The sequence below is a fragment of the Virgibacillus proomii genome, from assembly GCF_900162615.1.
In the GTDB taxonomy this organism is placed as follows: domain Bacteria; phylum Bacillota; class Bacilli; order Bacillales; family Amphibacillaceae; genus Virgibacillus; species Virgibacillus proomii.
In genome coordinates this window covers 18,231-43,553 of sequence record NZ_FUFN01000010.1, presented here as the reverse complement: position 1 = coordinate 43,553, position 25,323 = coordinate 18,231, and the positions used below count along the sequence as shown (strand labels likewise).

The following is a 25,323-nucleotide window of genomic DNA, read 5'->3' as shown; positions in this document are numbered from 1 at the left end:
GTATTCGCTCTTTCGCTTACTTTTGGAAAGGCATGCCCAGCTGAGTCAGAAGTTCACGAGCTTCTTCATCAGTGTTGGAGCTTGTCACGATAACAATATCCATACCGCGGACTTTGTTAACTTTATCATAATTAATTTCTGGGAAAATTAGCTGTTCTTTAATACCTAATGTGTAATTTCCACGGCCATCAAATGCTTTTTTAGAAATCCCACGGAAGTCACGTACACGTGGAAGTGATACAGCAATTAGCTTTTGTAAAAAATCGTACATACGCTCACCGCGAAGGGTTACTTTCGCACCGATCGGCATTCCCTCACGAAGGCGAAAACCAGCAATTGATTTTTTTGCACGTGTAATTACAGGCTTTTGACCAGAAATTAATGCAAGCTCTTCAACAGCATTGTCCAAAGCTTTTGAGTTTTGTACTGCGTCACCAACACCCATATTAATTACAATTTTGTCGATTGCTGGTACTTGCATTACAGATTTATAGTTAAATTTTTTCATTAACGATGGTATTACTTCATCTTGATATTTTTTCTTCAGTTGATTCATCATGTCGCCCTCCTTTCGCTAAACCTATTTATCTAACGCTTTACCGGATTTTTTAGCGATGCGGACTTTCTTTCCATCACGCACTTCATAGCCAACACGGGTTGGTTCACCGGATTTAGGATCTAACGGCATTACGTTAGAAACATGGATTGGTGCTTCTTGGTTCAGAATTCCTCCTTGTGGATTCTCCTGAGAAGGTTTGGCATGTTTTTTTATCATGTTAATGCCTTCAACAAGCACTCGTTCTTTTTTCGGGTATGCTTCTAAAACTGTGCCTTCTTTTCCACGGTCTTTGCCGGAAATAACTTTGACTTTATCACCTTTTTTTACATGCATGCTTAACGCACCTCCTAACAAGGCTAATTTTTAGCTCATAAAGGATGTTCAAAAAGTCAAATAAAAACGACGCTTCATTCATCGTTGCCATGTTTCTCCGCTCCCATGCATTTAACTTTTACACGCTAGCTGCTCAAAACGGCACCGACATGAAATTTTCAAACCTTTTTATCCTCTATTTGAACACACTCTTATAATACTTCTGGAGCAAGAGATACGATTTTCATGAACTTTGCATCACGTAATTCACGTGCGACTGGTCCAAAAATACGAGTTCCTCTTGGACTTTTATCATCACGAACAATTACCGCTGCATTTTCATCAAAACGAATATATGATCCATCTTTACGGCGTGCACCAGATTTTGAACGCACGATAACAGCTTTAACAACATCGCCTTTTTTGACAACGCCGCCTGGTGTTGCTTCTTTCACCGTACAAACAACAACATCACCGATATTAGCTGTTTTTCGTCCTGATCCGCCCAATACTTTAATGGTTAACAATTCACGAGCACCAGAGTTATCTGCAACTTTTAAACGACTCTCTTGTTGAATCATAACGCTGTGACCTCCCTTCAGATACCTTCCGAGCGAATTTTATTAGATAATTACCGCTTCTTCAACAATTTCTACTAAGCGAAAATGCTTGGTAGCTGATAGCGGACGGGTTTCCATAATTGTCACGATATCACCAATTTTTGCTTGGTTATTTTCATCATGTGCTTTAAATTTCTTAGAGTACTTTACACGTTTTCCATATAGCTTATGAAATTTGTATGTTTCAACTAATACCGTAATGGTTTTATCCATTTTATCGGAAACTACACGGCCAGTGTATACTTTACGTTGATTACGTTCAGTCATTTTGAGGCTAACCTCCTCTCGAGATTTCTAGTTATTTACGCCCAATTCACGTTGACGTACAATAGTTTTCATACGAGCAATTGATTTTCTTACTTCACGGATGCGAGCAGTGTTTTCCAATTGTCCAGTTGCAAGCTGGAAGCGTAAATTAAATAATTCTTCTTTTAACGATTTAACTTTTTGTTCAATTTCGGCAGTGGTTAGTTCTCTAATTTCATTAGCCTTCATTGCTTTCACCACCAATTTCTTCACGTTTTACAAATTTAGTTTTAATCGGAAGCTTATGAGAAGCAAGACGCAACGCTTCACGAGCAACTTCTTCTGATACACCTGCGATTTCAAACATGATTTTCCCTGGCTTAACTACTGCTACCCATCCTTCTGGAGCACCTTTACCGGAACCCATTCGTACTTCTAATGGCTTTGCAGTATATGGTTTATCAGGAAAGATTTTAATCCAAACTTTACCGCCACGCTTCATGTAACGGGTCATTGCAATACGAGCAGCCTCAATCTGACGGCTTGTAATCCATGATGCTTCTATTGCTTGCAAACCGTAATCACCGAAAGATACTGTTGTACCGCCTTTAGCTTGGCCTCTCATTTTTCCACGATGTTGTCTACGATATTTTACACGTTTAGGCATTAACATAATGCAGTGCCCCCTTCCTTATTTATCAGTTTTAGTTGGAAGGACTTCACCACGATAAATCCACACTTTGACACCTAGCTTACCGTAAGTAGTGTCAGCTTCTGCTGTACCGTAATCGATGTCAGCACGCAGCGTGTGTAGTGGTACTGTTCCTTCGCTATAGTGTTCCGCACGAGCAATATCTGCTCCACCTAGACGTCCAGATACTTGTGTTTTAATTCCTTTAGCGCCAGCACGCATAGTACGTTGAATGGCTTGTTTTTGTACACGTCGGAATGAAACACGATTTTCTAATTGACGAGCAATATTTTCAGCAACTAATCTTGCATCAAGATCAACTTTTTTAATTTCTACAATATTAATATGAACCCGCTTGCCGGTTAAACTGTTCAAAGCTTTACGTAGTGATTCTACTTCTGAACCGCCTTTACCAATTACCATACCAGGCTTCCCAGTATGAATTGTGATATTAACACGATTTGCTGCACGTTCAATGTCAATTGAAGAAACAGCAGATGTTTTTAAACGGTTTTCTAGATATTCTCTAATTTTAATATCTTCATGTAGTAAGTCTGCATAGTCTTTATCAGCGTACCATTTCGACTGCCAGTCTTTAATGATACCGACACGAAGACCGTTTGGATTTACTTTTTGACCCACTGACTATCCCTCCTTCTTTTCTGTTACCACAACTGTGATGTGGCTTGTGCGCTTATTAATTCTGCTTGCACGACCTTGTGCACGCGGACGGAAACGTTTCAACGTAACACCTTCGTTTACAAATGCTTCAGAAACAATCAGATTATCCGTGTCCATTTCATAATTATGCTCTGCGTTTGCGACTGCAGAATTTAATACTTTTTCTACAATTGGAGAAGCACCGCGTTGTGTATGACGTAAAATCGCAATTGCTTCACCTACACTTTTTCCTCGAATAAGATCAACGACTAGACGTACTTTACGAGGAGCAATACGAACCGATTTTGCAACGGCTTTAGCTTGCATGATATGTGCCTCCTCTCATTAGCGTTTTGTTTTCTTATCATCGCCGCCGTGCCCTCTAAAGGTGCGTGTTGGCGCGAATTCTCCTAGTTTATGACCGACCATGTCTTCCGTAATATAAACTGGTACATGTTTGCGTCCGTCGTACACAGCGATCGTGTGTCCAACGAATGTAGGGAATATAGTAGAACGACGTGACCAAGTTTTAATAACTTGCTTTTTGTCACTTTCATTTAACGTTTCAACTTTCTTCAATAAATGGTCATCTGCAAAAGGTCCTTTTTTCAAACTGCGACCCATGGATTAACCTCCTTTCGGATTGGAAAGACGGGCTGTTTTCCCGCCACTGTTTTTTGATTATTTTTTACGTTTACGAACGATAAACTTATCAGTTGGTTTGTTGCGTTTACGCGTTTTGTAACCAAGTGTAGGTTTACCCCAAGGTGACATTGGTGACTTACGTCCAATTGGTGCACGTCCTTCACCACCACCGTGCGGGTGATCATTAGGGTTCATAACAGACCCACGAACTGTAGGGCGTTTGCCTAACCAGCGGGAACGACCTGCTTTTCCGATACGGATGAGCTCATGTTCAATATTACCGACTTGCCCTACCGTTGCACGACAAGTAGATAAAATCAAACGAACTTCACCAGAAGCTAAGCGAACCAAGGAGTATTTTCCATCGCGACCTAGAACTTGAGCTTCTGCACCCGCAGAACGAGCAAGCTGTCCTCCGCGTCCTGGTTTTAACTCGATATTATGAATGACTGTACCTACTGGAATATTTGCTAAAGGAAGCGCATTTCCTAATTTAATGTCTGCATTCTCACCAGATTCAATTTCTTGATTTACTTTCAAACCTTTCGGAGCTAAAATATAACGTTTTTCTCCATCAGCATAATGAATTAATGCAATGTTTGCTGAGCGGTTTGGATCATATTCAATAGTAGCAACGCGTCCTGGTATACCATCTTTATCACGTTTGAAATCGATGATACGGTATTGACGCTTATGACCGCCACCTTGATGACGAACAGTTAATTTCCCTTGATTGTTTCGACCGCCTCGATTATATAAAGGGCTTAATAGGGACTTTTCAGGCGTATCTGTTGTAATTTCTGCAAAATCAGATACGGACATATTACGTCTACCATTGGACGTTGGTCTAAACTTTTTAATCGCCATCTTTTTTCCCTCCTTCACGAAATCTTGTTAATTATGCTTCAAAGAAGTCTAGTTCTTTGCTATCTTCTGAGAGCTGTACAATGGCTTTCTTGCGATTTGGACGAAAACCACCATAACGGCCCATACGTTTGAATTTACCTTTTAAATTCGTTGTATTAACTTTTACTACCTTCACTCCAAACACATGTTCAACAGCTAGTTTAATTTCTGTTTTGTTCGCTTTTGGAGCGACTTCAAATGTGTATTTCTTTTCTGCCATTAGATCAGCTGAATGCTCTGTAATGACAGGGCGCTTTATAATCTCACGTGGATCTTTCATTATGCAAGCACCTCCCCTGCTTTTTCAGCTGCATCCTTCGTCAAGATCAGCTTGTCATGTCCAAGCAAGTCTAGAACATTGATTTCCTCAACTGTTAATACTTTTACAGATTGAAGATTATTAGTTGAACGAATAATTGTGTCATCTTTTTCAGTAACTACGATTAATGCTTTTTTATCAATTTTTAGTGCTTCAAGCATTTTCACAGCTTCTTTTGTTTTTGGTTCATCAAAAGTAAGACTTTCTAAAACAACGAGGTCGTTTTCTTTTACTTTTGATGAAAGCGCAGATTTTAATGCGAGACGACGTACTTTTTTTGGTAATTTATAGCTGTAGCTACGTGGAGTTGGACCAAATACTGTACCTCCGCCTACCCATTGTGGGGAACGAATAGAACCTTGACGTGCACGTCCAGTACCTTTTTGACGCCATGGTTTGCGTCCTCCACCACGTACTTCAGAGCGGTTTTTTACCGCATGGGTTCCTTGACGCATAGAAGAACGTTGCATTACTACTGCTTCATGTAAAACATGCGTATTTGGCTCAATGCCGAATACAGAATCGTTTAACTCCATTTCACCAGCTTGAGCTCCGTCTTGTTTAAATAGTGCTACTTTAGGCATGACATATCCTCCCTTCATCTGTATGATTAGTTAGCCTTGATCGCACTCGTGATTTTTACGAATGATTTTTTTGCACCTGGAACGTTACCTTTAATTAATAGCAGGTTACGCTCTTCATCTACTTTTACAACTTCAAGGTTTTGGATAGTTACTTGATCTCCACCCATACGTCCCGGAAGTGGTCTTCCTTTAAATACACGCATCGGATCTACCGCACCTAAAGAACCAGGGCCTCTATGGTAGTGAGAACCGTGGGACATTGGACCGCGGTGTTGATTATGACGCTTAATAGAGCCTTGGAATCCTTTCCCTTTCGTTGTTCCTGTTACATCAACTTTATCTCCAGATTGAAATACACTAACGCTAATTTCTTGACCTACTTCATATTCGTCAAGCTTTGCATTACGGATTTCACGAACGTAGCGCTTAGGGGTTGTGTTTGCTTTTTCAGCATGACCTTTTTCCGCCTTGTTTGTACGTGTTTCCTTTTCATCAGCAAAACCAAGCTGTATTGCCTCATAACCATCGTTTTCAATCGTTCTTTTTTGCAATACTACATTCGGCTCAGCCTCTATTACAGTTACAGGAATTAATTCTCCACTCTCTGAAAACAACTGAGTCATGCCGATTTTACGACCTAAGATTCCTTTCGTCATCCGTTACACCTCCTATTAAAAACAATCATTATAGTTTAATTTCAATATCTACACCAGATGGCAAGTCGAGACGCATCAATGAATCAACCGTCTGTGGTGTAGGATTAACAATATCGATTAAGCGTTTATGTGTACGCATTTCGAATTGCTCACGTGAATCCTTGTATTTATGAACCGCACGTAATACCGTATATACTGATTTTTCTGTAGGTAATGGAATCGGTCCTGATACTTTAGCTCCAGAACGTTTCGCAGTATTTACAATTTTCTCAGCCGACTGATCTAGAATACGGTGATCATAAGCTTTTAAACGGATTCTAATCTTTTCTTTTGCCATTATTTTCCCTCCTTTATTCGCCCATATTAAAATAGACATACTCTGCAGAAATTTCTTGACCAACCGCCATGGCAAAGGGGCCGGGTGTGCCAACAACCTTCTGCTTCATCGCCTTTAATGACCAACATTCTCATTATATAGAATATGGCTAGTCATTGCAACCTTTTTTTGAAAAACCTATGTGATTGCACATTTATACATTATACTTACTTTAACTAGTGATTTCAAGAGGGTTTACACTTTTTTTAGATATCGATAGATTACATCTTATGATTTCAATTGAAACCGATCCATTACATGCAGAAAACACAGATAGCGTCGTCACGCCACCTGTGTTTTTACCATTATCTTCAATTTCTTATTCAACAATTTCTGTAACAACACCAGAACCTACCGTACGTCCACCTTCGCGAATAGAGAAACGAGTTCCGTCTTCAATAGCGATTGGGGCAATAAGTTCTACTGTCATTTCAATGTTATCTCCTGGCATAACCATTTCCGTTCCTTCTGGAAGTGAAATTACTCCAGTTACGTCAGTTGTACGGAAGTAGAATTGTGGACGATAGTTTGCAAAGAATGGAGTATGACGTCCACCTTCCTCTTTTGATAGCACATAAACTTCAGCTTTAAATTTAGTGTGTGGAGTAATAGAACCTGGTTTAGCCAACACTTGTCCACGGTTTATATCTTCACGAGCAACACCGCGCAGTAATGCACCAATATTGTCTCCAGCTTCTGCATAATCAAGAAGCTTACGGAACATTTCTACTCCAGTAACAGTAGTTTTAACAGCTTCTTCGTTTAGACCGATGATTTCTACTTCATCACCAACACGTACTTCACCGCGTTCTACACGACCAGTAGCAACTGTACCACGACCAGTGATAGAGAATACGTCCTCAACTGGCATCATAAATGGTTTATCTTTATCACGCTCTGGAGTTGGGATGTACTCATCAACAGCGTTCATTAATTCAACGATTTTTTCTTCGTATTCTGGTACACCTTCAATAGCTTTTAATGCAGAACCAGCGATTACTGGAACTTCGTCTCCTGGGAAGTCGTACTCTGTTAAAAGATCACGAACTTCCATTTCAACTAATTCAAGTAGCTCTTCATCATCTACCATATCCACTTTGTTTAAGAATACTACAATAGAAGGTACCCCAACGTTACGGGATAATAGAATATGCTCACGAGTTTGAGGCATTGGACCATCAGCAGCAGACACAACAAGAATAGCTCCGTCCATTTGTGCAGCACCTGTGATCATGTTTTTAACATAGTCAGCGTGACCTGGGCAGTCAACGTGTGCATAGTGACGAGTTTCTGTTTCATATTCTACGTGTGAAGTTGCAATTGTAATTCCACGTTCTTTTTCTTCTGGTGCGTTATCAATTTGGTCATACGCCATTTGCGCACCTTTACCATTTCTCTTATGCATTACAATTGTAATTGCTGCAGTTAACGTAGTTTTACCATGGTCAACGTGTCCAATTGTACCAACGTTAACGTGACTTTTCGAGCGATCGAACTTTTCTTTAGCCATTTATAGTTCCTCCCTTAATTAAATGAAAGTGTTTTGTAATTTTATAGTTAGCCAGAAACAATGCTTATTCATCACTTCTTAGCCTTTAATACAAGTTATACTTTAGATTAATTAAAAAATCAATTATTCGCCAGCATTTTTCTTAATAATTTCTTCAGCGATGCTCTTAGGCACTTCTTCATAATGGTCAAAGTGCATCGTGAATGTTCCACGTCCTTGGGTGTTGGAACGCAATGCTGTTGCATAACCAAACATTTCAGAAAGTGGTACAAAGCCTTTTACAACTTGGGCAGGTCCGCGGGCTTCCATTCCTTCCACACGCCCACGACGAGATGTAACATCTCCCATGATATCTCCCATATATTCTTCAGGAACAACGATTTCTACTTTAGCAATTGGTTCAAGAAGCACTGGGTTACATTTATTTTTTGCTGCTTTTAATGCCATGGATGCAGCAATTTTAAATGCCATTTCGTTAGAGTCTACATCGTGGTAGCTACCATCATACAATGTTGCCTTAATATCGATTACCGGATAACCTGCTAATACCCCGTTCTCCATTGCTTCTTCAATACCAGCTTGAATAGATGGAATATATTCACGAGGAACAACACCACCAACAATTTTGTTGATAAATTCGAAGCCAGCGCCTTCTTCGTTTGGCTCAAATTTAATCCAAACATGACCGTATTGCCCACGTCCACCAGATTGTCGGATAAACTTACCTTCTACTTCGGCAGCAGAACGGAAAGTTTCACGGTAAGCAACTTGTGGAGCTCCAACATTTGCCTCTACTTTAAATTCACGTTTTAAACGGTCAACAATAACATCCAAGTGGAGTTCACCCATACCAGAGATAATGGTTTGACCAGTTTCTTCATTTGTTTCGGTTTTAAACGTTGGGTCCTCTTCAGCTAATTTTGCTAAAGCAATTCCCATTTTATCTTGGTCCGCTTTTGTTTTTGGTTCAATTGCAACACCAATTACAGGCTCAGGGAATTCCATAGACTCAAGGATAACTGGATTCTTCTCATCACAAAGCGTATCTCCCGTACTTGTATCCTTTAAACCAACCGCAGCAGCGATCTCCCCAGCATGCACTTTCGAGATCTCTTTACGTGAATTAGCATGCATTTGCAGGATACGACCAATACGTTCACGCTTGTTTTTCACAGAGTTTAAAACATAGGAACCAGCATCTAACGTTCCGGAATATACGCGGAAGAAAGTTAACTTACCAACATATGGATCTGTCATAACTTTAAATGCTAGAGCAGCAAATGGTGCATTTTCAGAAGAAGGGCGAGTTGTTTCCTCCTCTGTACCAGGCACAATTCCTTCAATATCTGCAACATCTGTTGGTGCCGGAAGATAGTCAATAACACCGTCTAGCATTAATTGAACACCCTTGTTTTTAAATGCTGAACCGCAAAATACTGGATAAAACTCAACATTTAACGTCGCTTTACGAATAGCTGCTTTCAGCTCGTCATTTGTAATTTCTTCGCCTTCAAGATACTTCATCATTAAATCTTCATCAAGCTCAGAAACTGCTTCAACCAAGTTGTTACGCAGTTCTTCGGCTTTTTCTTTATATTCATCCGGAATTTCACGTTCTTCTGCATGAGTACCTAAATCGTCTTCATAAAAGAAAGCATGCATGGAGATTAGGTCAATAATCCCCTCAAATTCATCCTCTGCTCCAATTGGAAGTTGAACAGGGTGAGCATTGGCACCTAAACGTTCTTTCAGCGTTCCAGTTGCATATAGGAAATCAGCGCCGACTTTATCCATTTTGTTAATAAATACAATTCTTGGTACACCGTATGTTGTTGCTTGTCGCCATACGGTTTCTGTTTGTGGTTCTACACCGGATTGAGCATCAAGAACGGTAACTGCACCATCGAGTACACGTAAAGACCGTTCAACTTCTACAGTGAAGTCTACGTGACCAGGTGTATCGATAATGTTAATACGATGATCTTTCCACGAAGCTGTTGTAGCAGCTGAAGTGATCGTAATTCCTCGCTCCTGCTCCTGCTCCATCCAGTCCATTTGTGAAGCACCTTCATGTGTTTCACCAATCTTATGAATACGTCCTGTATAGAAAAGAATACGCTCAGTAGTAGTGGTTTTACCTGCATCGATGTGTGCCATAATACCAATATTTCGCGTCTTTTCCAAGGAGAACTCTCTAGCCATGTATTCTTCTCCTTTCTAACTTAAATATGATTTATTTTACCAGCGGTAATGAGCAAACGCCTTGTTGGCTTCTGCCATTTTATGCAGTTCTTCACGTTTTTTAACAGCTGCACCTGTGTTGTTAGAAGCATCTAAAATTTCATTGGCAAGACGTTCTTCCATTGTTTTCTCTCCGCGCAGACGAGCATAGTTTACAATATAGCGCAACCCTAAAGCTTGACGACGCTCTGGGCGTACTTCCATTGGTACTTGGTAGTTAGATCCACCGACACGACGTGCACGAACTTCAAGAACTGGCATTACGTTTTTCATAGCTTGCTCGAATACTTCCATTGCATTTTGACCGCTGCGTTCAGCAACTAATTCGAATGATTTATAAAGAATTTTTTGTGCCTTACCTCTTTTTCCATCAACCATAATTTGGTTAATTAAACGAGTCACTAATTTAGAGTTATAAATTGGATCTGGTAAGACATCGCGTTTAGGTACTGGTCCTTTACGTGGCATATGTCCTTCCTCCTTTCTGCTGAAAATAATTATTCTTGTTGAGGTCGTTCAATAAGTGCACTAAAAATGACACATCGAATTTCTGCGTTGGCTTGTTTCTCCGTTCCTTGGAAAAGGATATCCCCTTTTCCTGCATGAGAATGTGTTTCAAGGAAGCTTCACTAGTGCTCATGTATCTGTACTTCATACACTGCGCTACACTCGACACTTCGCCTCCTCAAAGTTCTCGGTCCTTTTTACCTTCTTTTTGAACAACCACTTGTAAATTATTTTGGCTTCTTAGTACCGTATTTTGAACGGCCTTGTTGACGTCCTTCTACTCCTGCTGTATCTAATGCTCCACGAACGATGTGGTAGCGTACACCAGGTAAGTCTTTAACACGGCCCCCACGAAGAAGAACAACACTGTGCTCCTGTAGATTATGACCAATTCCTGGGATGTATGCTGTTACTTCCATGTTGTTAGACAAACGTACACGGGCATATTTACGAAGCGCTGAGTTTGGCTTCTTAGGAGTTAACGTTCCAACACGAGTACATACGCCACGTTTTTGTGGAGAATTTAAATCCGTGAATTTCTTTTTAAAGCTATTGTACCCCTTATTAAGAGCTGGAGAGTCAGACTTCTTTGGTTTGCTTACGCGTCCTTTACGAACAAGCTGGTTAATTGTTGGCATTCTATATTTCCTCCTTTCCTCGTTTTATATCATCTGTTTAACCCATTCTTACGCTTAACTTGTAATCCCACACATCCAGGTGGTTCATCTTTTGGCAAAAAACAAAGCTTCAACGAATGACTCGTTAAAACTATCCATGCTCTATTGCCACAGCAGCCGCTCCGACTTCAATACCGCAAGCAGCTCCAAGCTTTTTCTTTGAATCCACATATTGATACGGAATATTAAGCTCTTGAGCTAAACGTACAACTTTTTGTGTCATATGTTTATCTGCATCTTCAGCAATAAACACTTCACTTATTTCACCATTATGCATAGCTTTAAGTGTTTGCTTGGTTCCGATAACTACACGTGACTTCACATGTATTACTTTTTCATAAGACATGACATATCCTCCAAAGCATCAAGTATATCGGAAGCACCTTGAATATTCTACCACTCTGTTTTTTTAATGTCAACACAATTTACATATTTTTTACGCTTCCGTTTCATGGCCATATTTCTTTTTAAAATGAACTGGCTTAGGACTTCCACCATCACTTTTTGTACAATGGAAGTCCACCAAACACCAGTTATTTATTGTACAGTTTCTGTTTCTTCAGTCTGTTCTGCTTCAACTGGTTCATCTGTAGCAGGTTTTACTTTACGGTAACGTTGCATTCCTGTTCCAGCCGGTACAAGTTTACCAATAATAACATTCTCTTTTAAGCCGAGAAGTTCATCTCGTTTTCCTTTAATTGCTGCATCCGTAAGCACTCTAGTTGTTTCCTGGAAGGATGCAGCTGATAAGAAGGAATCCGTTTCAAGAGACGCTTTTGTAATACCAAGCAATACTGGTTTTCCAATAGCAGGCTGCTTACCTTCAAGAAGCACTTTATGGTTAGCATCTTTGAACTGGTGAAGTTCTAATAATGATCCAGGCAGAACATCTGTATCGCCAGAATCCATTACTCGAATCTTTCGAAGCATTTGACGTACCATAACTTCGATGTGCTTGTCACCAATTTCAACCCCTTGCATACGATATACGCGTTGTACTTCTCGTAGCAAGTAGCTTTGCACGCCTTCTACTCCTTGGACACGAAGTAATTCTTTTGGATCGATAGAACCTTCTGTTAGTTCTTGACCGGCAATTACTTTATCACCAACAGTTACCTTCATACGTGCGTTGTAAGGAACAGCGTAGGAACGCTCCTCTACTTCACCTTTAACAACAATTTCTTGTTTGTCTTTTACTTCTTTAATTTCTTGGACAGTACCGTGAATTTCAGTGATAACCGCTTGCCCTTTTGGATTTCGTGCTTCAAACAGCTCTTGAATACGTGGCAAACCTTGTGTAATGTCATCACCAGCTACCCCACCAGTGTGGAAGGTACGCATGGTTAACTGTGTACCCGGCTCTCCAATTGATTGAGCAGCAATAATACCTACCGCTTCTCCAACCTCTACATCAGAACCAGTCGCAAGGTTTCGACCGTAGCACTTCTGACAAACTCCATGCTTCGTATTACATGTAAAAGCACTGCGAATCGTAACTTCTTCAATACCAAGTGCAGTAATCCGCTTTGCTTGATCTTCTGAAATCAATTCATTTGCAGCAACAATTACTTCGTTTGTTTTTGGATCTTTTACATCTTCAAATGCTGTACGGCCGATCAAACGGTCAACAAGCGGTTCGATCAACTCTGCACCATCTTGTAAAGCAGTTACCGTTAAACCGCGGTCTGTTCCACAATCAGCCTCACGAACGATGACATCTTGTGCAACATCTACTAGACGACGAGTTAAATAACCAGAGTCTGCTGTCTTTAATGCAGTATCAGCTAGACCTTTACGAGCACCGTGAGTAGAAATAAAGTATTCCAATACGGTTAGCCCTTCACGAAAGCTTGATTTAATCGGAAGTTCGATAATCTTACCAGCCGGGTTAGCCATCAAACCACGCATACCAGCAAGCTGCGTAAAGTTCGATGCGTTACCACGAGCACCAGAGTCACTCATCATATAGATTGGGTTTCTGTTGCTTAATGAAAGCATCAATTTATCTTGAATGTTATCCTTCGCCTGTGACCAAATCGAAATAACTCGGTCATAACGTTCATCTTCGGTAATAAGACCCCGACGGAATTGTTTTAATACGTTATCGACTTTCTTTTGTGCTTCATCAAGAATTTCTTCTTTTTCTGCTAAAACCACAATATCTGATATACCTACTGTCATTCCTGCTTTCGTAGAATAACGAAACCCGAGATCCTTCATTCTATCGAGCATTTTCGATGTTTCACTGATCTTAAACCGTTTAAAGACTTCAGCGATAATATCGCCTAAAAAACCTTTTTTAAATGGTTTAATGAGTTCACGTGATTGAATCAACTCAGGAATATTCGTTCCCTTTTCAACAAAATATTTTTCTGGAGTACGATCTTCCAGATTAACCTTTGTTGGTTCATTTATATATGGGAAGGAATTTGGCAAAATTTCATTAAAGATTAGTTTGCCTACTGTTGTGATAAGCAGTTGAGAGTTTTGCTCTTCTGTAAATGTTTCATTATTTAATCCTGATGCGTGAACAGCAACCCGTGTATGCAAGTGCACATAACCATTTTGATAAGCAATAATCGCTTCATTTACATCTTTAAAGATAGATCCTTCACCTATTGCATTTTCTCGTTCAAGGGTAAGGTAGTAGTTACCCAATACCATATCCTGAGATGGAGTTACTACTGGCTTACCATCTTTTGGGTTCAATATATTTTGTGCTGCTAGCATAAGGATACGGGCTTCTGCTTGGGCTTCTGCTGATAGCGGCACGTGAACAGCCATTTGGTCACCATCAAAGTCAGCATTATATGCTGTACATACTAATGGGTGTAAACGAATTGCGCGCCCTTCCACAAGTGTTGGTTCAAACGCTTGGATACCGAGCCTGTGCAGTGTAGGAGCACGGTTCAGCAGTACTGGATGCTCTTTAATAACCTCTTCTAGTACATCCCATACTTCTGGATGAACACGTTCGATTTTCCGCTTAGCAGATTTAATATTATGTGCAATTCCTTTTGCTACCAACTCTTTCATAATAAATGGTTTAAATAGCTCCAACGCCATTTCTTTTGGAAGTCCACATTGGTACATTTTCAAATGCGGTCCTACTACAATTACGGAACGGCCGGAATAATCGACACGTTTTCCTAACAAGTTTTGACGGAATCGACCTTGCTTTCCTTTTAGCATATGGGATAAGGATTTTAATGGTCGATTACCTGGTCCAATTACTGGTCGACCACGTCTTCCGTTATCGATTAACGCGTCAACCGCCTCTTGAAGCATTCTCTTTTCATTTTGTACAATAATGCTTGGTGCTCCAAGATCCAAGAGGCGCTTTAACCGATTGTTTCGGTTAATAACACGACGATAGAGATCATTTAAGTCAGAAGTAGCAAAACGACCACCATCAAGCTGAACCATTGGACGAATTTCAGGAGGAATAACCGGTAAGACATCCAAAATCATCCAGGAAGGCTCGTTGCCTGAATTACGAAAAGCTTCAAGTACTTCTAAGCGTTTAATTGCGCGGGTTCTTCGCTGACCTTGTGCTGTTTTAAGCTCTTCTTTTAATAATCCTACTTCTTTGTCTAAGTCAATGTCTTGTAATAATTTACGGATGGCTTCTGCGCCCATTTGAGCTTTAAAAGATTTGCCGTATTTATCATAATAAGCTCGATACTCTTTTTCTGAAAGTAGCTGCTTTTTCTCTAATGGCGTATCCCCTGCATCTGTCACAATATAAGCTGCAAAATAGATAACTTCCTCTAATGCACGAGGTGACATATCTAGTACCAGTCCCATTCGACTTGGAATACCTTTGAAATACCAAATGTGAGAAACCGGTGCAGCTAACTCGATGTGCCCCATCCGTTCACGACGTACTTTTGCCTTTGTAACTTCAACACCGCAGCGGTCACAAACAACACCCTTATAGCGTACACGTTTATACTTTCCACAATGACATTCCCAGTCCTTCTGTGGTCCAAAAATCCGTTCACAGAATAGACCGTCTTTTTCCGGCTTCAATGTACGGTAATTAATTGTCTCTGGCTTTTTCACTTCACCATATGACCAAGAACGAATTTTTTCCGGCGAAGCCAAACCGATTTTCATATACTCAAAATTATTTACATCTAGCAAGGGGTCAACCTCCCTTTTAGTGTCCGTTTTTAGCAAACTACCAACGACTTGTTTTTCGACAAACCTAACTAGTGAGCAATTATTTTACAGTAATAATACTTATTGTAGATAGATTAACGTATACAGCTGGTTGGTACATCAGTAGAATACTGGCGGATAGCTCCACAGATCGAGCCAACCAGCTTCATGTTAATTGTTATTTTTCCTCAACTTCTATATTCAGCTTACTTGCATGGTGAGTATCATCTTCTTCTAATTCTCTCATGTCTATTTCTTCTTCTTCACTAGATAGCATTTTTACATCCATGCCAAGGCTTTGCAATTCTTTAATCAAGACCTTGAAGGATTCAGGAACTCCCGGTTCTGGTACATTGTCACCTTTAACAATAGCTTCATATGTTTTAACACGCCCAACCACATCATCTGATTTTACAGTTAAAATCTCTTGTAAAGTGTAAGCTGCACCATATGCTTCTAGTGCCCAAACCTCCATCTCTCCGAAACGCTGACCACCAAATTGCGCTTTTCCTCCAAGTGGTTGCTGTGTAACAAGAGAATAAGGACCTGTCGAACGAGCATGTAGTTTATCATCGACCATATGAGCAAGCTTTATCATATACATAACACCAACAGACACCCTGTTGTCAAACGGTTCCCCAGATCTTCCATCATACAAAATGGTTTTTGCATCCCGAGGCATACCAGCTTCTTCAAGTGTCTCCCACACATCTTCTTCCGTAGCACCGTCAAATACAGGTGTTGCCATATGAATACCGAGCGCACGTGCGGCCATACCTAAATGCAATTCAAACACCTGTCCGATGTTCATTCGTGAAGGTACTCCTAGTGGGTTAAGCATAATATCGATCGGTGTGCCGTCTGGTAAGAAAGGCATATCTTCTTCTGGTAAGATTTTTGAGATAACCCCTTTGTTTCCGTGACGACCAGCCATCTTGTCACCTTCATGAATTTTACGTTTTTGTACAATGTAAACACGTACCAATTCATTTACTCCTGGTGATAATTCGTCGCCGTCTTCGCGATTAAAGATTTTTACATCAAGCACAATTCCACCTGCACCATGCGGTACACGCAAAGACGTGTCACGAACTTCACGTGCCTTTTCACCAAAGATAGCATGTAATAACCGTTCTTCTGCGGATAACTCAGTTACTCCTTTTGGTGTAACCTTACCAACAAGAATATCACCGTCTTTTACTTCAGCACCTATACGAATAATTCCATATTCATTCAGGTTCTTTAAAGCCTCTTCACCAACATTTGGAATATCTCTAGTAATTTCTTCTGGTCCTAACTTTGTGTCACGGGCTTCTGATTCATATTCCTCAATATGAATAGAAGTGTAGACATCATCTTTTACAAGGCGTTCACTCATGATAATAGCATCTTCATAGTTATAGCCTTCCCATGTCATGAATCCAACGAGTACATTTCGCCCTAATGCGAGTTCTCCATTTTCCATGGATGGACCGTCAGCAAGTATTTCTCCTTTTGATACACGCTCGCCTTCACGTACAATCGGACGTTGGTTATAGCAAGTTCCTTGGTTAGAACGTACATATTTTTGCAGTTTATATCGATCTAAGTCACCCTTAACCTCTTTCCCATCTACTACAGAAGTTCTGCGGACTAGTACCTGCTTTGCCTCCACATTTTCAACAATTCCATCATGACGGCAAATGATTGCTGCACCAGAATCTTTTCCGTTAACATATTCCATTCCTGTTCCGACAATTGGAGCTTCCGGTTGTAATAGGGGTACAGCTTGGCGCTGCATGTTTGCTCCCATTAGTGCACGGTTCGAGTCATCGTTTTCCAAAAACGGAATACACGCAGTCGCCGCTGAAACGACCTGTTTTGGTGAAACATCCATATAATCAATTTTTTCACGTGGAACAACTGTGTTTTCTCCACGAAACCGCGCTACAACTTCCTCTTCAGCAAAATAACCGTCTTCTGTCAGCTTGGCATTAGCCTGAGCGACAACATAACTATCTTCTTCATCTGCAGTAAGATAGTCAATTTGTGATGTTACTTTTCCTGTTTCCGGATCCACGCGACGGTATGGCGTTTCAATAAAACCAAACTTATTAACTTTAGCAAAGCTGGATAAGGAGTTAATAAGTCCGATGTTTGGTCCTTCAGGCGTTTCGATCGGACACATACGTCCATAGTGTGAGTAATGAACGTCACGTACTTCAAAACCCGCGCGTTCACGAGTCAAACCGCCAGGGCCCAGTGCCGACAGTCGACGCTTATGTGTTAATTCAGCCAGGGGATTTGTTTGATCCATAAACTGGGATAGCTGAGAGCTGCCGAAAAACTCTTTAATAGAAGCAATCACCGGGCGAATATTTATTAATTGCTGCGGTGTAATGCTGGATGTATCCTGAATAGACATTCTTTCACGCACAACACGTTCCATTCGAGATAATCCAATACGGAACTGGTTTTGCAATAATTCACCTACGGAACGAAGACGACGATTTCCTAGATGGTCAATATCATCTGTATAGCCAACTTGATGTAATAGGTTAAAGAAATAGCTAATGGAAGCTAATATATCAGCAGGAGTTATATTTTTTACACTACTTTCAACATTTGCATTCCCGATGACATTTAGTACTCGCTCACCACTTGGGTCAGTAGGGTCAATAATTTTGATCGACTGAAGCTCGATTGGGTCATCTAACACGCCACCTTTAGGATCGATTACCTTTTGACCAAGCTTCTCTTCTTCCCGGTCTAAATATAGAAGTAATTTATTTAATAGCTTTCTTTCAACTCTCTCGCCTTTTTCTGCCAGCACTTCGCCTGTTTCAGGGTCTACAATTGTTTCTGCTAACACTTGGTTAAACAAGCGATTTTTGATATGCAGTTTCTTATTCATTTTGTAACGGCCTACATGTGCTAAATCATAACGTTTTGGATCAAAAAAGCGTGAGATTAATAAGCTTCTTGCATTTTCTACGGTAGGTGGTTCTCCAGGACGTAAGCGCTCATAAATTTCTAACAATGCTTTTTCTGTTGTTTCTGTATTATCCTTTTCAAGTGTATTCTTCAGGTATTCATTTTCACCTAAAAGATCAAGGATTTCCTGGTCACTTCCAAATCCAAGTGCCCGTAATAGTACGGTGATTGGCAATTTACGTGTACGATCAATCCGAACATGGACAACATCTTTTGCGTCTGTTTCAAATTCCAACCACGCACCACGGTTTGGAATAACAGTTGCAGCTACGCCTCTTTTCCCGTTTTTATCAATTTTTTCATTATAATAAACACTTGGTGAACGTACGAGCTGAGAAACAATAACACGCTCTGCTCCATTGATAATAAAGGTTCCTGTATCTGTCATTAATGGAAAATCGCCCATAAACACTTCTTGTTCTTTTACTTCGCCCGTTTCGTTATTAATCAAGCGAACTTTCACACGAAGTGGAGCATTATACGTAACATCTCTTTCCTTCGACTCATCTACAGGATACTTCGGCTCACCTAAACTGTAGTCAACAAATTCAAGTGATAGATTGCCTGTAAAATCCTCTATCGGTGAAATGTCTTGAAACATCTCACGCAGTCCTTCTTCTAAAAACCATTCGTAAGAAGCTGTTTGGATTTCGATTAAATTAGGCAACTCTAATACTTCACTGATGCGAGCATAGCTTCTGCGCTGGCGGTGCCGCCCATACTGAACTAGTTGTCCTGTCAACTGCTTCACCCCTTAAATGATACTTTTTCGTAGATTGTAATTCTACGCGAAATTTAATATAATAAAGGAAAACTTGGCAAGCGCCAAACCTCTGGCGCAGGCACCTGCTAGTCTTCACTTATCCTAAAACATTAGAAACTTTACGTCGTCGAATCAACTTCTGTACTAAAATATATCGTTTTAACGTATAAAATGAACCTTCATTCCGTAGGAGTTTTCTTCCATCTCCTACGGAATGTTAGTTGAACGAATCGGGCATTTAGGTGCCGTTTTCTCCCACTTAGACCTTTTGTATCAACTCGGAGGCTCTTGAAGTGGGAGTCTTACGGCACCTTACATGCGGGATAAAAACAGCCAATTTAGAAGCAAAAAGCCTCCTTGGCTTTTCGTATATCAGCTCGATTCACAAATGATGTGCAAGCATAAGTAACAAACTTGTAACCAAAAAAGGATTACAAGTATCTTTTAATCGCATGGATGTTGATAGAAAATAATGGTTTCATTTCGTACACCTCTCCGTGGGGGTATATTTTCAAACAAGCAGGGAATTTCCCTATTTTACCATTGTTTCCGAAGTTTGGTGAAATATACTTATTGAATTCACCAATTATTCTCTTGACATAATAAGCGCCATGTTAGCATTTACCTATCTTACCATAAGAGCTTCTCTTGGTCAAACTTTATCCGCTCGTAAAATATAATATCCCTTGCGTTTAGCAACGGTCTCAACAGTGGCAAATAATTGCTCTAATTTTTTCTTTGCGGAAGGAGCACCTTGCTTTTTTTGAATAACGACCCATAGTGATCCACCTTGTACAATTACCTGCTGTGCTTCTGTAAACATCTCATGTACTACTTGCTTACCGGCACGGATGGGGGGGTTTGTCAGAACTGCTGCAAATGTTCGGTTTTTTACATCTGCCAATTTATCGCTCTGTAAACAAGTCAGGTTGGTTACACCATTTTGCCGAGCATTCTCCGCTGCCAATTTAACTGCCCGTTCATTAATGTCAACCATTACCATATGCCGAGAGGGATAACGATCCGCTACGAGGATACCAATTGGACCATAGCCGCAACCAAGATCTAAAAAATCTCCAGGTACAGTTGGCTCTTTAAATTGTTCAATTAAAAGCCGGCTGCCGAAATCCACTTCTCTTTTCGAAAATACGCCTACATCACTGGTAAACGTATACTGCTTTCCATTTGTTTGGTAATACCATGTCTTTGGTGAACTTTTTGTTTGAGGTTTTTGTGAAAAGTAATGCTCGCTCATTTGGCACCTACTTTAATTCATTATTGAAGGTTATTTAAAATAGTTGGAATGAATGATCGTCGGCTAAGATTTCAGCCAAAGTCAAACCTAGGATACGTAGAGAGCCCGCCGCAGTAGATACGACGAGCTCTGTTTATTTACCAAGTTACTTAACTTCTACAGTTGCACCTGCTTCTTCTAACTTACCTTTAACTTCTTCTGCGTCCTCTTTAGATACGCCTTCTTTAACTGCTTTTGGTGCATTATCAACCAATTCTTTTGCATCTTTAAGTCCAAGGCCAGTAATTTCACGTACAGCTTTAACAACTTTAATTTTTGAAGCTCCTGCTTCTGTAAGCACAACATCAAATTCAGTTTGTTCTTCTGCTGCTTCACCGCCGCCAGCAGCTCCTGCTACTGCTACAGGTGCTGCAGCTGTTACTCCAAATTCTTCTTCAATTGCTTTAACTAAATCATTTAGTTCTAATACAGACATTTCTTTAACCGCTTCAATGATTTGTTCTTTCGTCATAATTAAAATCCTCCTAAAATAATATTTTTTATACCGTTACACGCAAATTATGCGCCTTGTTCTTCTTTTTGCTCTGCAACTGCTTTAGTAACGTAAGCAAGGTTGCGAATCGGAGCTTGAAGTACGCTAAGAAGCATGGAAACCATACCTTCGTAGCTTGGAAGATCGGCAAGCTCTTTAATTTGATCAAGTGTAGCAACACTACCTTGAATAACGCCACCTTTGATTTTAAGCGCTTCATGGTCTTTGGCGAAATTCTTAATAATGCGAGCTGGAGCTACTGCATCGTCTTTACTAAACGCTATTGCGGATGGACCAACAAGTGTTTCCGTTAGTTCATTTAATTCTGCAGCTTCTGCAGCACGACGAGTCATGGTGTTTTTGTATACTTTAAAATCAATACCTTCTTCGCGCAGTTGCTTGCGTAGTTCCGTTACCTCGGCAACATCCAAACCGCGGTAATCAACAACTACTGATGTTTGGCTATCAAGAAATTTTTCTTTAATTTCTTCTACTAACTGCTTCTTTTGCTCAATAACTTTAGACATTCTTCCACCTCCTGAAAAATACATAATATACCGTAATCTTAGCCAGCACGAACGCATATAAAAAGCTCTCACGTAGACATGAGAGCTTTATAATCATTGGAATATTCTATATTACCAAATCATTATCAATAACCTCGGCAGGATGATTAAGCGTGTAATGCCCCTGCTGTCTACGGTACAACGTATTCTTTTATTCACAAAACAAAGTATAGCGAAACAACACTAAAAAGTCAACACTTTTCTAATTAGCGTACAAAGCTGGAAACATCTACGCGAATTCCAGGTCCCATGGTAGATGACACAGAAGCGTTTTTCATGTATTTTCCTTTTGCAGCTTGTGGCTTCGCTTTGATAAGCGTCTCCGTAATAGCAACAAAGTTTTCAATAAGCTTTTGCTCATCAAACGAAACTTTACCAATTGGAACATGAACATTGGAAGACTTATCAACACGATATTCTACTTTACCAGCTTTAATATCCTGAACTGCTTTTTCAACTTCAAATGTAACTGTTCCAGTTTTTGGGTTTGGCATTAATCCTTTTGGTCCCAACACTCTTCCTAACTTACCAACTTCTGCCATCATATCCGGAGTTGCTACGACAACATCAAAATCAAACCAACCCTGGTTAATCTTATTGATATAATCCGCATCTCCTATATAATCAGCGCCAGCTGCTTCAGCTTCTTTTGCTTTTTCACCTTTAGCAAAAACAAGTACACGTTGTGTTTTACCTGTTCCATGCGGCAAGACCATCGCCCCACGGATTTGCTGATCTGCCTTTTTAGGATCCACACCTAAACGAAAAGCAGCTTCCACTGTTTCATCAAAATTTGCTTTTGCCGTCTCTTTTACGAGCGCAATTGCTTCAGCTACATCATATGCTTTTGTGCGATCAACAAGCTTAGCTGCTTCTTGATACTTTTTTCCTTTTTTAGCCATCTTTATTTCCTCCTCAAATGTGGTTATAACGGTAGTACCTCCCACTTATAAAAGCCACACACAGCTTTTATAAAGTTTAAGAAGATAATCTAGCTATTGGGCTAAATTACCATCTTCACGAAAAAGGTTGCGAGGAGACTCCAACCGCAACCCACGTATAGTTAATCCTTCTAACACACTAATCGGCAACAAAAACGAAAGTGAACTAGCATCTACTAAATCCATGCTAATTTACCAGTTCGCAACAATTAGTCTTCGATGTTAATGCCCATGCTGCGTGCAGTTCCTTCAACCATGCGCATCGCTGCTTCTACATCAGCAGCATTTAAATCAGGCATCTTCGTTTCTGCGATTTCTTTCACTTTATCGCGTTTAACTGTTGCAACTTTATTACGATTAGGTTCACCTGAAGCAGTTTCAATGCCTGCTGCTTTTTTCAACAGTACAGCTGCAGGTGGAGTTTTTGTAACAAATGTAAATGAACGGTCTTCAAATACCGTTATCTCAACAGGGATAATCATACCCGCTTGATCTTGCGTACGTGCGTTAAATTCTTTACAAAATCCCATGATGTTAACACCTGCTTGACCTAGTGCCGGTCCTACTGGTGGTGCTGGGTTTGCTTTTCCAGCTGGGATTTGAAGTTTTACCAGTTTAATCACTTTTTTAGCCACGAGACACACCTCCTTAAAGTCCGTGATGTGGTAATAGGGGCTCTTATTTCCCCTCCCACTCTTATTTGCTCTAGCCTATGGATAGATGCATGAATAACAAAAGAATTTTAGCATGAATAATGAAAAAATGCAAGGGGTTATTCCACAAACTAAATCAGCTATGCTAGCTTTTCAATTTGAGAAAAGTCCAATTCTACAGGTGTTTCCCGGCCAAACATATTAACATGCACTTTCACTTTTTGCTTGTCCGTATCAATATTTTCAATCGTACCAGTAAAGTCAGTAAATGGACCATCTGTTACACGTACATTTTCTTTTAGCTCAAAGTCAAATTGTACTGTTTTGTCCGCCACGCCCATGCGTTTTAAAATACTTTCGACTTCATCTGGCAGCAATGGGGTTGGTTTTGTTCCTCCGCCACTGGAACCAATAAATCCCGTTACTCCCGGGGTGTTACGAACGACATACCAAGAATCATCTGTCATAATCATCTCAGTTAATACATAGCCTGGGAAAAACTTTTTCTTGGTTACTTTCTTTTTCCCATTCTTTATTTCCGTTTCTTCATCTTCTGGTACGATAACGCGAAAGATTTTGTCTTCCATCCCCATCGATTTCACTCGTTTTTCCAGATTCATTTTCACTTTATTTTCATACCCGGAGTAAGTATGCACGACATACCAATTTTTTTCCATGGTTATTTGGACAACTTGTTTTGTCCTTTCCTCCCTTTAGATTAATCTATCCGTTTCCTGCGCTAACCGACGATAAATTCGCTTCCAACTTAAAAAACCCGATAGTGACCGGGTTTTAAATAATCTCTTATTACATACCATTATAGCATAATTCACAAGTAAATATTCAATCTATCTTAAAGCAAATTCAGAATTTGTGTAATTCCAAGGTCAATTAAAAAGAAAAACAAGGCTACAAAAGCTACTGTTGAAATAACAGTGATTGTATAACTAGTAAGCTCTTTTCCACTTGGCCAACTAACTTTCTTCATTTCCCTTGAAACGTTTTTCAAGAAACGAAACATGCTTGTACCCCCTACACCTGAAAATCACGACCTCCATCGCATATAGCAGATGAAAGTGATGCTGTATATTAAAAACAATTTTTCTTTACGTCTCTCATAACTCAAAACTGTTATTTTGTTTCACGATGTAACGTATGCTTCCCACAAACTTTACAATATTTATTTACTTCCAGCCGTACAGGTTGTGTGGATACATTTTTGCTCGTTGTATAATTTCTGCTAGCACACACTGCACATGCTAAAGCTACTTTCTTTTTCATCCTCTCACCTCAAACTGGAGAGCTTTCTTTACTATTTTACTCTAGCACGGTTAGAAAAATGTGTCAATGTATCCCTATATAGGATGTTTAAGAAGTCCAACAAAAATAACACATGGAATTTTATATATTAGAATATATATAATTTTTAATACTAAGTTGAGCCGGCCCTGCAATAATACCAAATAAAGACATTGAATCTATCTTACTTTACTGTCTTAAAAACAAAAAGACGGGGTTGCTGACTAAATGTCCGATTCATTTGAATCTACAGAACAGCGTATGTTACGACAGCCCTACACCGCGGTTTTCAAGGACAAGGAAAACTACGTCTTCGATATATCGCACATAGAAAAAACGTCCTTCTTTTCAGATTGAGAAGCTTCGAATGCAATACATTGGAATAAAGTAAAAATGCACCTCTTTTTCAAGGACGTTTGCGAACTTAGCCTTGATCCCACTCTTTTTGGAAAAGCTTGGCTTGTCCCAAGTCTTTAGCGAAAGCTCCTAGTTTTTCTTATACTATAAACTCTAAAAATTTATACTTTGAAAAAGTAGTCCTTCAATGTAGTTACACTTTATCTGCAACGGATAAGTACAACGAGATGATCGTCACATGTTAAAATGGGGTAGCAAATTTCTCGTTACATTAAAATGTATAAAATATTAGCTTAGTAGCTCATTCACTG

The 25,323-nt window shown here is 39.9% G+C and carries 29 protein-coding genes and 1 other annotated feature; all 29 genes read right to left on the bottom strand.

Features of this window, described 5'->3' with window-relative positions:
- Window positions 1-16: 16 nt before the first annotated feature.
- The 29 genes from rplE to rpmG all read right to left on the bottom strand — a co-directional run bounded on the left by rplE (window position 17) and on the right by rpmG (window position 24,637).
- Window positions 17-556 carry a 50S ribosomal protein L5 gene (gene rplE / locus BN1066_RS08160; protein ID WP_077318992.1) on the bottom strand — a complete coding sequence of 180 codons (540 nt, stop codon included), beginning with the start codon at window positions 554-556 and terminating at the stop codon, window positions 17-19.
- A gap of 24 nt (window positions 557-580) precedes the next feature.
- A complete protein-coding gene (gene rplX / locus BN1066_RS08155; RefSeq protein ID WP_077318991.1) occupies window positions 581-892 on the bottom strand; it encodes a 50S ribosomal protein L24 in 312 nt (103 codons plus the stop codon).
- Between the two features lie 191 nt (window positions 893-1,083).
- Window positions 1,084-1,452, bottom strand: coding sequence for a 50S ribosomal protein L14 (gene rplN / locus BN1066_RS08150; protein ID WP_077318990.1), 369 nt, complete (start codon window positions 1,450-1,452; stop codon window positions 1,084-1,086).
- A 42-nt stretch (window positions 1,453-1,494) separates the two neighbouring features.
- Complete coding sequence (rpsQ, locus tag BN1066_RS08145; RefSeq protein WP_077318989.1) at window positions 1,495-1,758, bottom strand: 30S ribosomal protein S17; 264 nt, start codon at window positions 1,756-1,758, stop codon at window positions 1,495-1,497.
- A gap of 27 nt (window positions 1,759-1,785) precedes the next feature.
- A complete protein-coding gene (gene rpmC, locus BN1066_RS08140) occupies window positions 1,786-1,986 on the bottom strand; it encodes a 50S ribosomal protein L29 (RefSeq protein WP_077318988.1) in 201 nt (66 codons plus the stop codon).
- Window positions 1,976-2,410 carry a 50S ribosomal protein L16 gene (rplP, locus tag BN1066_RS08135; RefSeq protein WP_077318987.1) on the bottom strand — a complete coding sequence of 145 codons (435 nt, stop codon included), beginning with the start codon at window positions 2,408-2,410 and terminating at the stop codon, window positions 1,976-1,978. Before rplP ends, rpmC begins: the two co-directional genes overlap by 11 nt.
- A gap of 18 nt (window positions 2,411-2,428) precedes the next feature.
- Window positions 2,429-3,070 (bottom strand): 30S ribosomal protein S3, encoded by a 642-nt coding sequence (gene rpsC, locus BN1066_RS08130; protein ID WP_077318986.1) that lies wholly within the window; start codon window positions 3,068-3,070, stop codon window positions 2,429-2,431.
- Between the two features lie 3 nt (window positions 3,071-3,073).
- On the bottom strand, window positions 3,074-3,415 hold the full coding sequence (rplV, locus tag BN1066_RS08125; protein ID WP_077318985.1) for a 50S ribosomal protein L22: 342 nt from the start codon (window positions 3,413-3,415) through the stop codon (window positions 3,074-3,076).
- Between the two features lie 18 nt (window positions 3,416-3,433).
- On the bottom strand, window positions 3,434-3,712 hold the full coding sequence (gene rpsS, locus BN1066_RS08120; RefSeq protein WP_077318984.1) for a 30S ribosomal protein S19: 279 nt from the start codon (window positions 3,710-3,712) through the stop codon (window positions 3,434-3,436).
- 57 nt (window positions 3,713-3,769) lie between these two features.
- Window positions 3,770-4,600, bottom strand: coding sequence for a 50S ribosomal protein L2 (gene rplB, locus BN1066_RS08115; protein WP_077318983.1), 831 nt, complete (start codon window positions 4,598-4,600; stop codon window positions 3,770-3,772).
- 31 nt (window positions 4,601-4,631) lie between these two features.
- Window positions 4,632-4,919, bottom strand: a complete 288-nt coding sequence (gene rplW / locus BN1066_RS08110) for a 50S ribosomal protein L23 (RefSeq protein ID WP_077318982.1) — start codon at window positions 4,917-4,919, stop codon at window positions 4,632-4,634.
- The gene (rplD, locus tag BN1066_RS08105) at window positions 4,919-5,542 is read right to left on the bottom strand and encodes a 50S ribosomal protein L4 (RefSeq protein ID WP_077318981.1); all 624 of its coding nucleotides are present in this window, start codon (window positions 5,540-5,542) and stop codon (window positions 4,919-4,921) included. Before rplD ends, rplW begins: the two co-directional genes overlap by 1 nt.
- Before the next feature lie 26 nt (window positions 5,543-5,568).
- On the bottom strand, window positions 5,569-6,198 hold the full coding sequence (rplC, locus tag BN1066_RS08100) for a 50S ribosomal protein L3 (RefSeq protein ID WP_077318980.1): 630 nt from the start codon (window positions 6,196-6,198) through the stop codon (window positions 5,569-5,571).
- Window positions 6,199-6,226: 28 nt separating this feature from the next.
- Window positions 6,227-6,535, bottom strand: a complete 309-nt coding sequence (gene rpsJ, locus BN1066_RS08095; RefSeq protein WP_143695765.1) for a 30S ribosomal protein S10 — start codon at window positions 6,533-6,535, stop codon at window positions 6,227-6,229.
- Between the two features lie 358 nt (window positions 6,536-6,893).
- Window positions 6,894-8,084, bottom strand: coding sequence for an elongation factor Tu (gene tuf / locus BN1066_RS08090; protein ID WP_077318978.1), 1,191 nt, complete (start codon window positions 8,082-8,084; stop codon window positions 6,894-6,896).
- A 123-nt stretch (window positions 8,085-8,207) separates the two neighbouring features.
- A complete protein-coding gene (gene fusA, locus BN1066_RS08085; RefSeq protein WP_077318977.1) occupies window positions 8,208-10,286 on the bottom strand; it encodes an elongation factor G in 2,079 nt (692 codons plus the stop codon).
- Between the two features lie 36 nt (window positions 10,287-10,322).
- On the bottom strand, window positions 10,323-10,793 hold the full coding sequence (gene rpsG, locus BN1066_RS08080; RefSeq protein ID WP_077318976.1) for a 30S ribosomal protein S7: 471 nt from the start codon (window positions 10,791-10,793) through the stop codon (window positions 10,323-10,325).
- A 266-nt stretch (window positions 10,794-11,059) separates the two neighbouring features.
- A complete protein-coding gene (gene rpsL, locus BN1066_RS08070; protein WP_077318974.1) occupies window positions 11,060-11,470 on the bottom strand; it encodes a 30S ribosomal protein S12 in 411 nt (136 codons plus the stop codon).
- 130 nt (window positions 11,471-11,600) lie between these two features.
- Window positions 11,601-11,855, bottom strand: a complete 255-nt coding sequence (locus tag BN1066_RS08065; RefSeq protein ID WP_077318973.1) for a 50S ribosomal protein L7ae-like protein — start codon at window positions 11,853-11,855, stop codon at window positions 11,601-11,603.
- A 191-nt stretch (window positions 11,856-12,046) separates the two neighbouring features.
- A complete protein-coding gene (gene rpoC / locus BN1066_RS08060; protein WP_077318972.1) occupies window positions 12,047-15,655 on the bottom strand; it encodes a DNA-directed RNA polymerase subunit beta' in 3,609 nt (1,202 codons plus the stop codon).
- A 196-nt stretch (window positions 15,656-15,851) separates the two neighbouring features.
- Window positions 15,852-19,397, bottom strand: a complete 3,546-nt coding sequence (rpoB, locus tag BN1066_RS08055; protein WP_179104333.1) for a DNA-directed RNA polymerase subunit beta — start codon at window positions 19,395-19,397, stop codon at window positions 15,852-15,854.
- Between the two features lie 664 nt (window positions 19,398-20,061).
- A complete protein-coding gene (locus BN1066_RS08050; protein WP_077318970.1) occupies window positions 20,062-20,664 on the bottom strand; it encodes a class I SAM-dependent methyltransferase in 603 nt (200 codons plus the stop codon).
- Window positions 20,665-20,809: 145 nt separating this feature from the next.
- Window positions 20,810-21,175, bottom strand: a complete 366-nt coding sequence (gene rplL / locus BN1066_RS08045) for a 50S ribosomal protein L7/L12 (RefSeq protein WP_077318969.1) — start codon at window positions 21,173-21,175, stop codon at window positions 20,810-20,812.
- A gap of 47 nt (window positions 21,176-21,222) precedes the next feature.
- A complete protein-coding gene (rplJ, locus tag BN1066_RS08040; RefSeq protein ID WP_077318968.1) occupies window positions 21,223-21,723 on the bottom strand; it encodes a 50S ribosomal protein L10 in 501 nt (166 codons plus the stop codon).
- Window positions 21,724-21,772: 49 nt separating this feature from the next.
- Window positions 21,773-21,917, bottom strand: a sequence feature (ribosomal protein L10 leader region).
- Between the two features lie 51 nt (window positions 21,918-21,968).
- Complete coding sequence (rplA, locus tag BN1066_RS08035; protein ID WP_077318967.1) at window positions 21,969-22,664, bottom strand: 50S ribosomal protein L1; 696 nt, start codon at window positions 22,662-22,664, stop codon at window positions 21,969-21,971.
- 248 nt (window positions 22,665-22,912) lie between these two features.
- Window positions 22,913-23,338, bottom strand: coding sequence for a 50S ribosomal protein L11 (gene rplK / locus BN1066_RS08030; protein ID WP_143695764.1), 426 nt, complete (start codon window positions 23,336-23,338; stop codon window positions 22,913-22,915).
- 158 nt (window positions 23,339-23,496) lie between these two features.
- Window positions 23,497-24,033 (bottom strand): transcription termination/antitermination protein NusG, encoded by a 537-nt coding sequence (gene nusG, locus BN1066_RS08025; RefSeq protein ID WP_077318965.1) that lies wholly within the window; start codon window positions 24,031-24,033, stop codon window positions 23,497-23,499.
- Between the two features lie 176 nt (window positions 24,034-24,209).
- The gene (gene secE / locus BN1066_RS08020) at window positions 24,210-24,377 is read right to left on the bottom strand and encodes a preprotein translocase subunit SecE (protein ID WP_077318964.1); all 168 of its coding nucleotides are present in this window, start codon (window positions 24,375-24,377) and stop codon (window positions 24,210-24,212) included.
- A gap of 110 nt (window positions 24,378-24,487) precedes the next feature.
- A complete protein-coding gene (gene rpmG / locus BN1066_RS08015; RefSeq protein WP_077318963.1) occupies window positions 24,488-24,637 on the bottom strand; it encodes a 50S ribosomal protein L33 in 150 nt (49 codons plus the stop codon).
- Window positions 24,638-25,323 lie beyond the last annotated feature (686 nt).

Coding starts and splice junctions, on each gene's coding strand:
- rplE (WP_077318992.1), bottom strand. CDS start 556: ATGAATCAACTGAAGAAAAAATATCAAGATGAAGTAATACCATCGTTA.
- rplX (WP_077318991.1), bottom strand. CDS start 892: ATGCATGTAAAAAAAGGTGATAAAGTCAAAGTTATTTCCGGCAAAGAC.
- rplN (WP_077318990.1), bottom strand. CDS start 1,452: ATGATTCAACAAGAGAGTCGTTTAAAAGTTGCAGATAACTCTGGTGCT.
- rpsQ (WP_077318989.1), bottom strand. CDS start 1,758: ATGACTGAACGTAATCAACGTAAAGTATACACTGGCCGTGTAGTTTCC.
- rpmC (WP_077318988.1), bottom strand. CDS start 1,986: ATGAAGGCTAATGAAATTAGAGAACTAACCACTGCCGAAATTGAACAA.
- rplP (WP_077318987.1), bottom strand. CDS start 2,410: ATGTTAATGCCTAAACGTGTAAAATATCGTAGACAACATCGTGGAAAA.
- rplV (WP_077318985.1), bottom strand. CDS start 3,415: ATGCAAGCTAAAGCCGTTGCAAAATCGGTTCGTATTGCTCCTCGTAAA.
- rpsS (WP_077318984.1), bottom strand. CDS start 3,712: ATGGGTCGCAGTTTGAAAAAAGGACCTTTTGCAGATGACCATTTATTG.
- rplB (WP_077318983.1), bottom strand. CDS start 4,600: ATGGCGATTAAAAAGTTTAGACCAACGTCCAATGGTAGACGTAATATG.
- rplW (WP_077318982.1), bottom strand. CDS start 4,919: ATGAAAGATCCACGTGAGATTATAAAGCGCCCTGTCATTACAGAGCAT.
- rplD (WP_077318981.1), bottom strand. CDS start 5,542: ATGCCTAAAGTAGCACTATTTAAACAAGACGGAGCTCAAGCTGGTGAA.
- rplC (WP_077318980.1), bottom strand. CDS start 6,198: ATGACGAAAGGAATCTTAGGTCGTAAAATCGGCATGACTCAGTTGTTT.
- rpsJ (WP_143695765.1), bottom strand. CDS start 6,535: ATGGCAAAAGAAAAGATTAGAATCCGTTTAAAAGCTTATGATCACCGT.
- tuf (WP_077318978.1), bottom strand. CDS start 8,084: ATGGCTAAAGAAAAGTTCGATCGCTCGAAAAGTCACGTTAACGTTGGT.
- fusA (WP_077318977.1), bottom strand. CDS start 10,286: ATGGCTAGAGAGTTCTCCTTGGAAAAGACGCGAAATATTGGTATTATG.
- rpsG (WP_077318976.1), bottom strand. CDS start 10,793: ATGCCACGTAAAGGACCAGTACCTAAACGCGATGTCTTACCAGATCCA.
- rpsL (WP_077318974.1), bottom strand. CDS start 11,470: ATGCCAACAATTAACCAGCTTGTTCGTAAAGGACGCGTAAGCAAACCA.
- BN1066_RS08065 (WP_077318973.1), bottom strand. CDS start 11,855: ATGTCTTATGAAAAAGTAATACATGTGAAGTCACGTGTAGTTATCGGA.
- BN1066_RS08050 (WP_077318970.1), bottom strand. CDS start 20,664: ATGAGCGAGCATTACTTTTCACAAAAACCTCAAACAAAAAGTTCACCA.
- rplL (WP_077318969.1), bottom strand. CDS start 21,175: ATGACGAAAGAACAAATCATTGAAGCGGTTAAAGAAATGTCTGTATTA.
- rplJ (WP_077318968.1), bottom strand. CDS start 21,723: ATGTCTAAAGTTATTGAGCAAAAGAAGCAGTTAGTAGAAGAAATTAAA.
- rplA (WP_077318967.1), bottom strand. CDS start 22,664: ATGGCTAAAAAAGGAAAAAAGTATCAAGAAGCAGCTAAGCTTGTTGAT.
- nusG (WP_077318965.1), bottom strand. CDS start 24,033: ATGGAAAAAAATTGGTATGTCGTGCATACTTACTCCGGGTATGAAAAT.
- secE (WP_077318964.1), bottom strand. CDS start 24,377: ATGTTTCGTTTCTTGAAAAACGTTTCAAGGGAAATGAAGAAAGTTAGT.
- rpmG (WP_077318963.1), bottom strand. CDS start 24,637: ATGAAAAAGAAAGTAGCTTTAGCATGTGCAGTGTGTGCTAGCAGAAAT.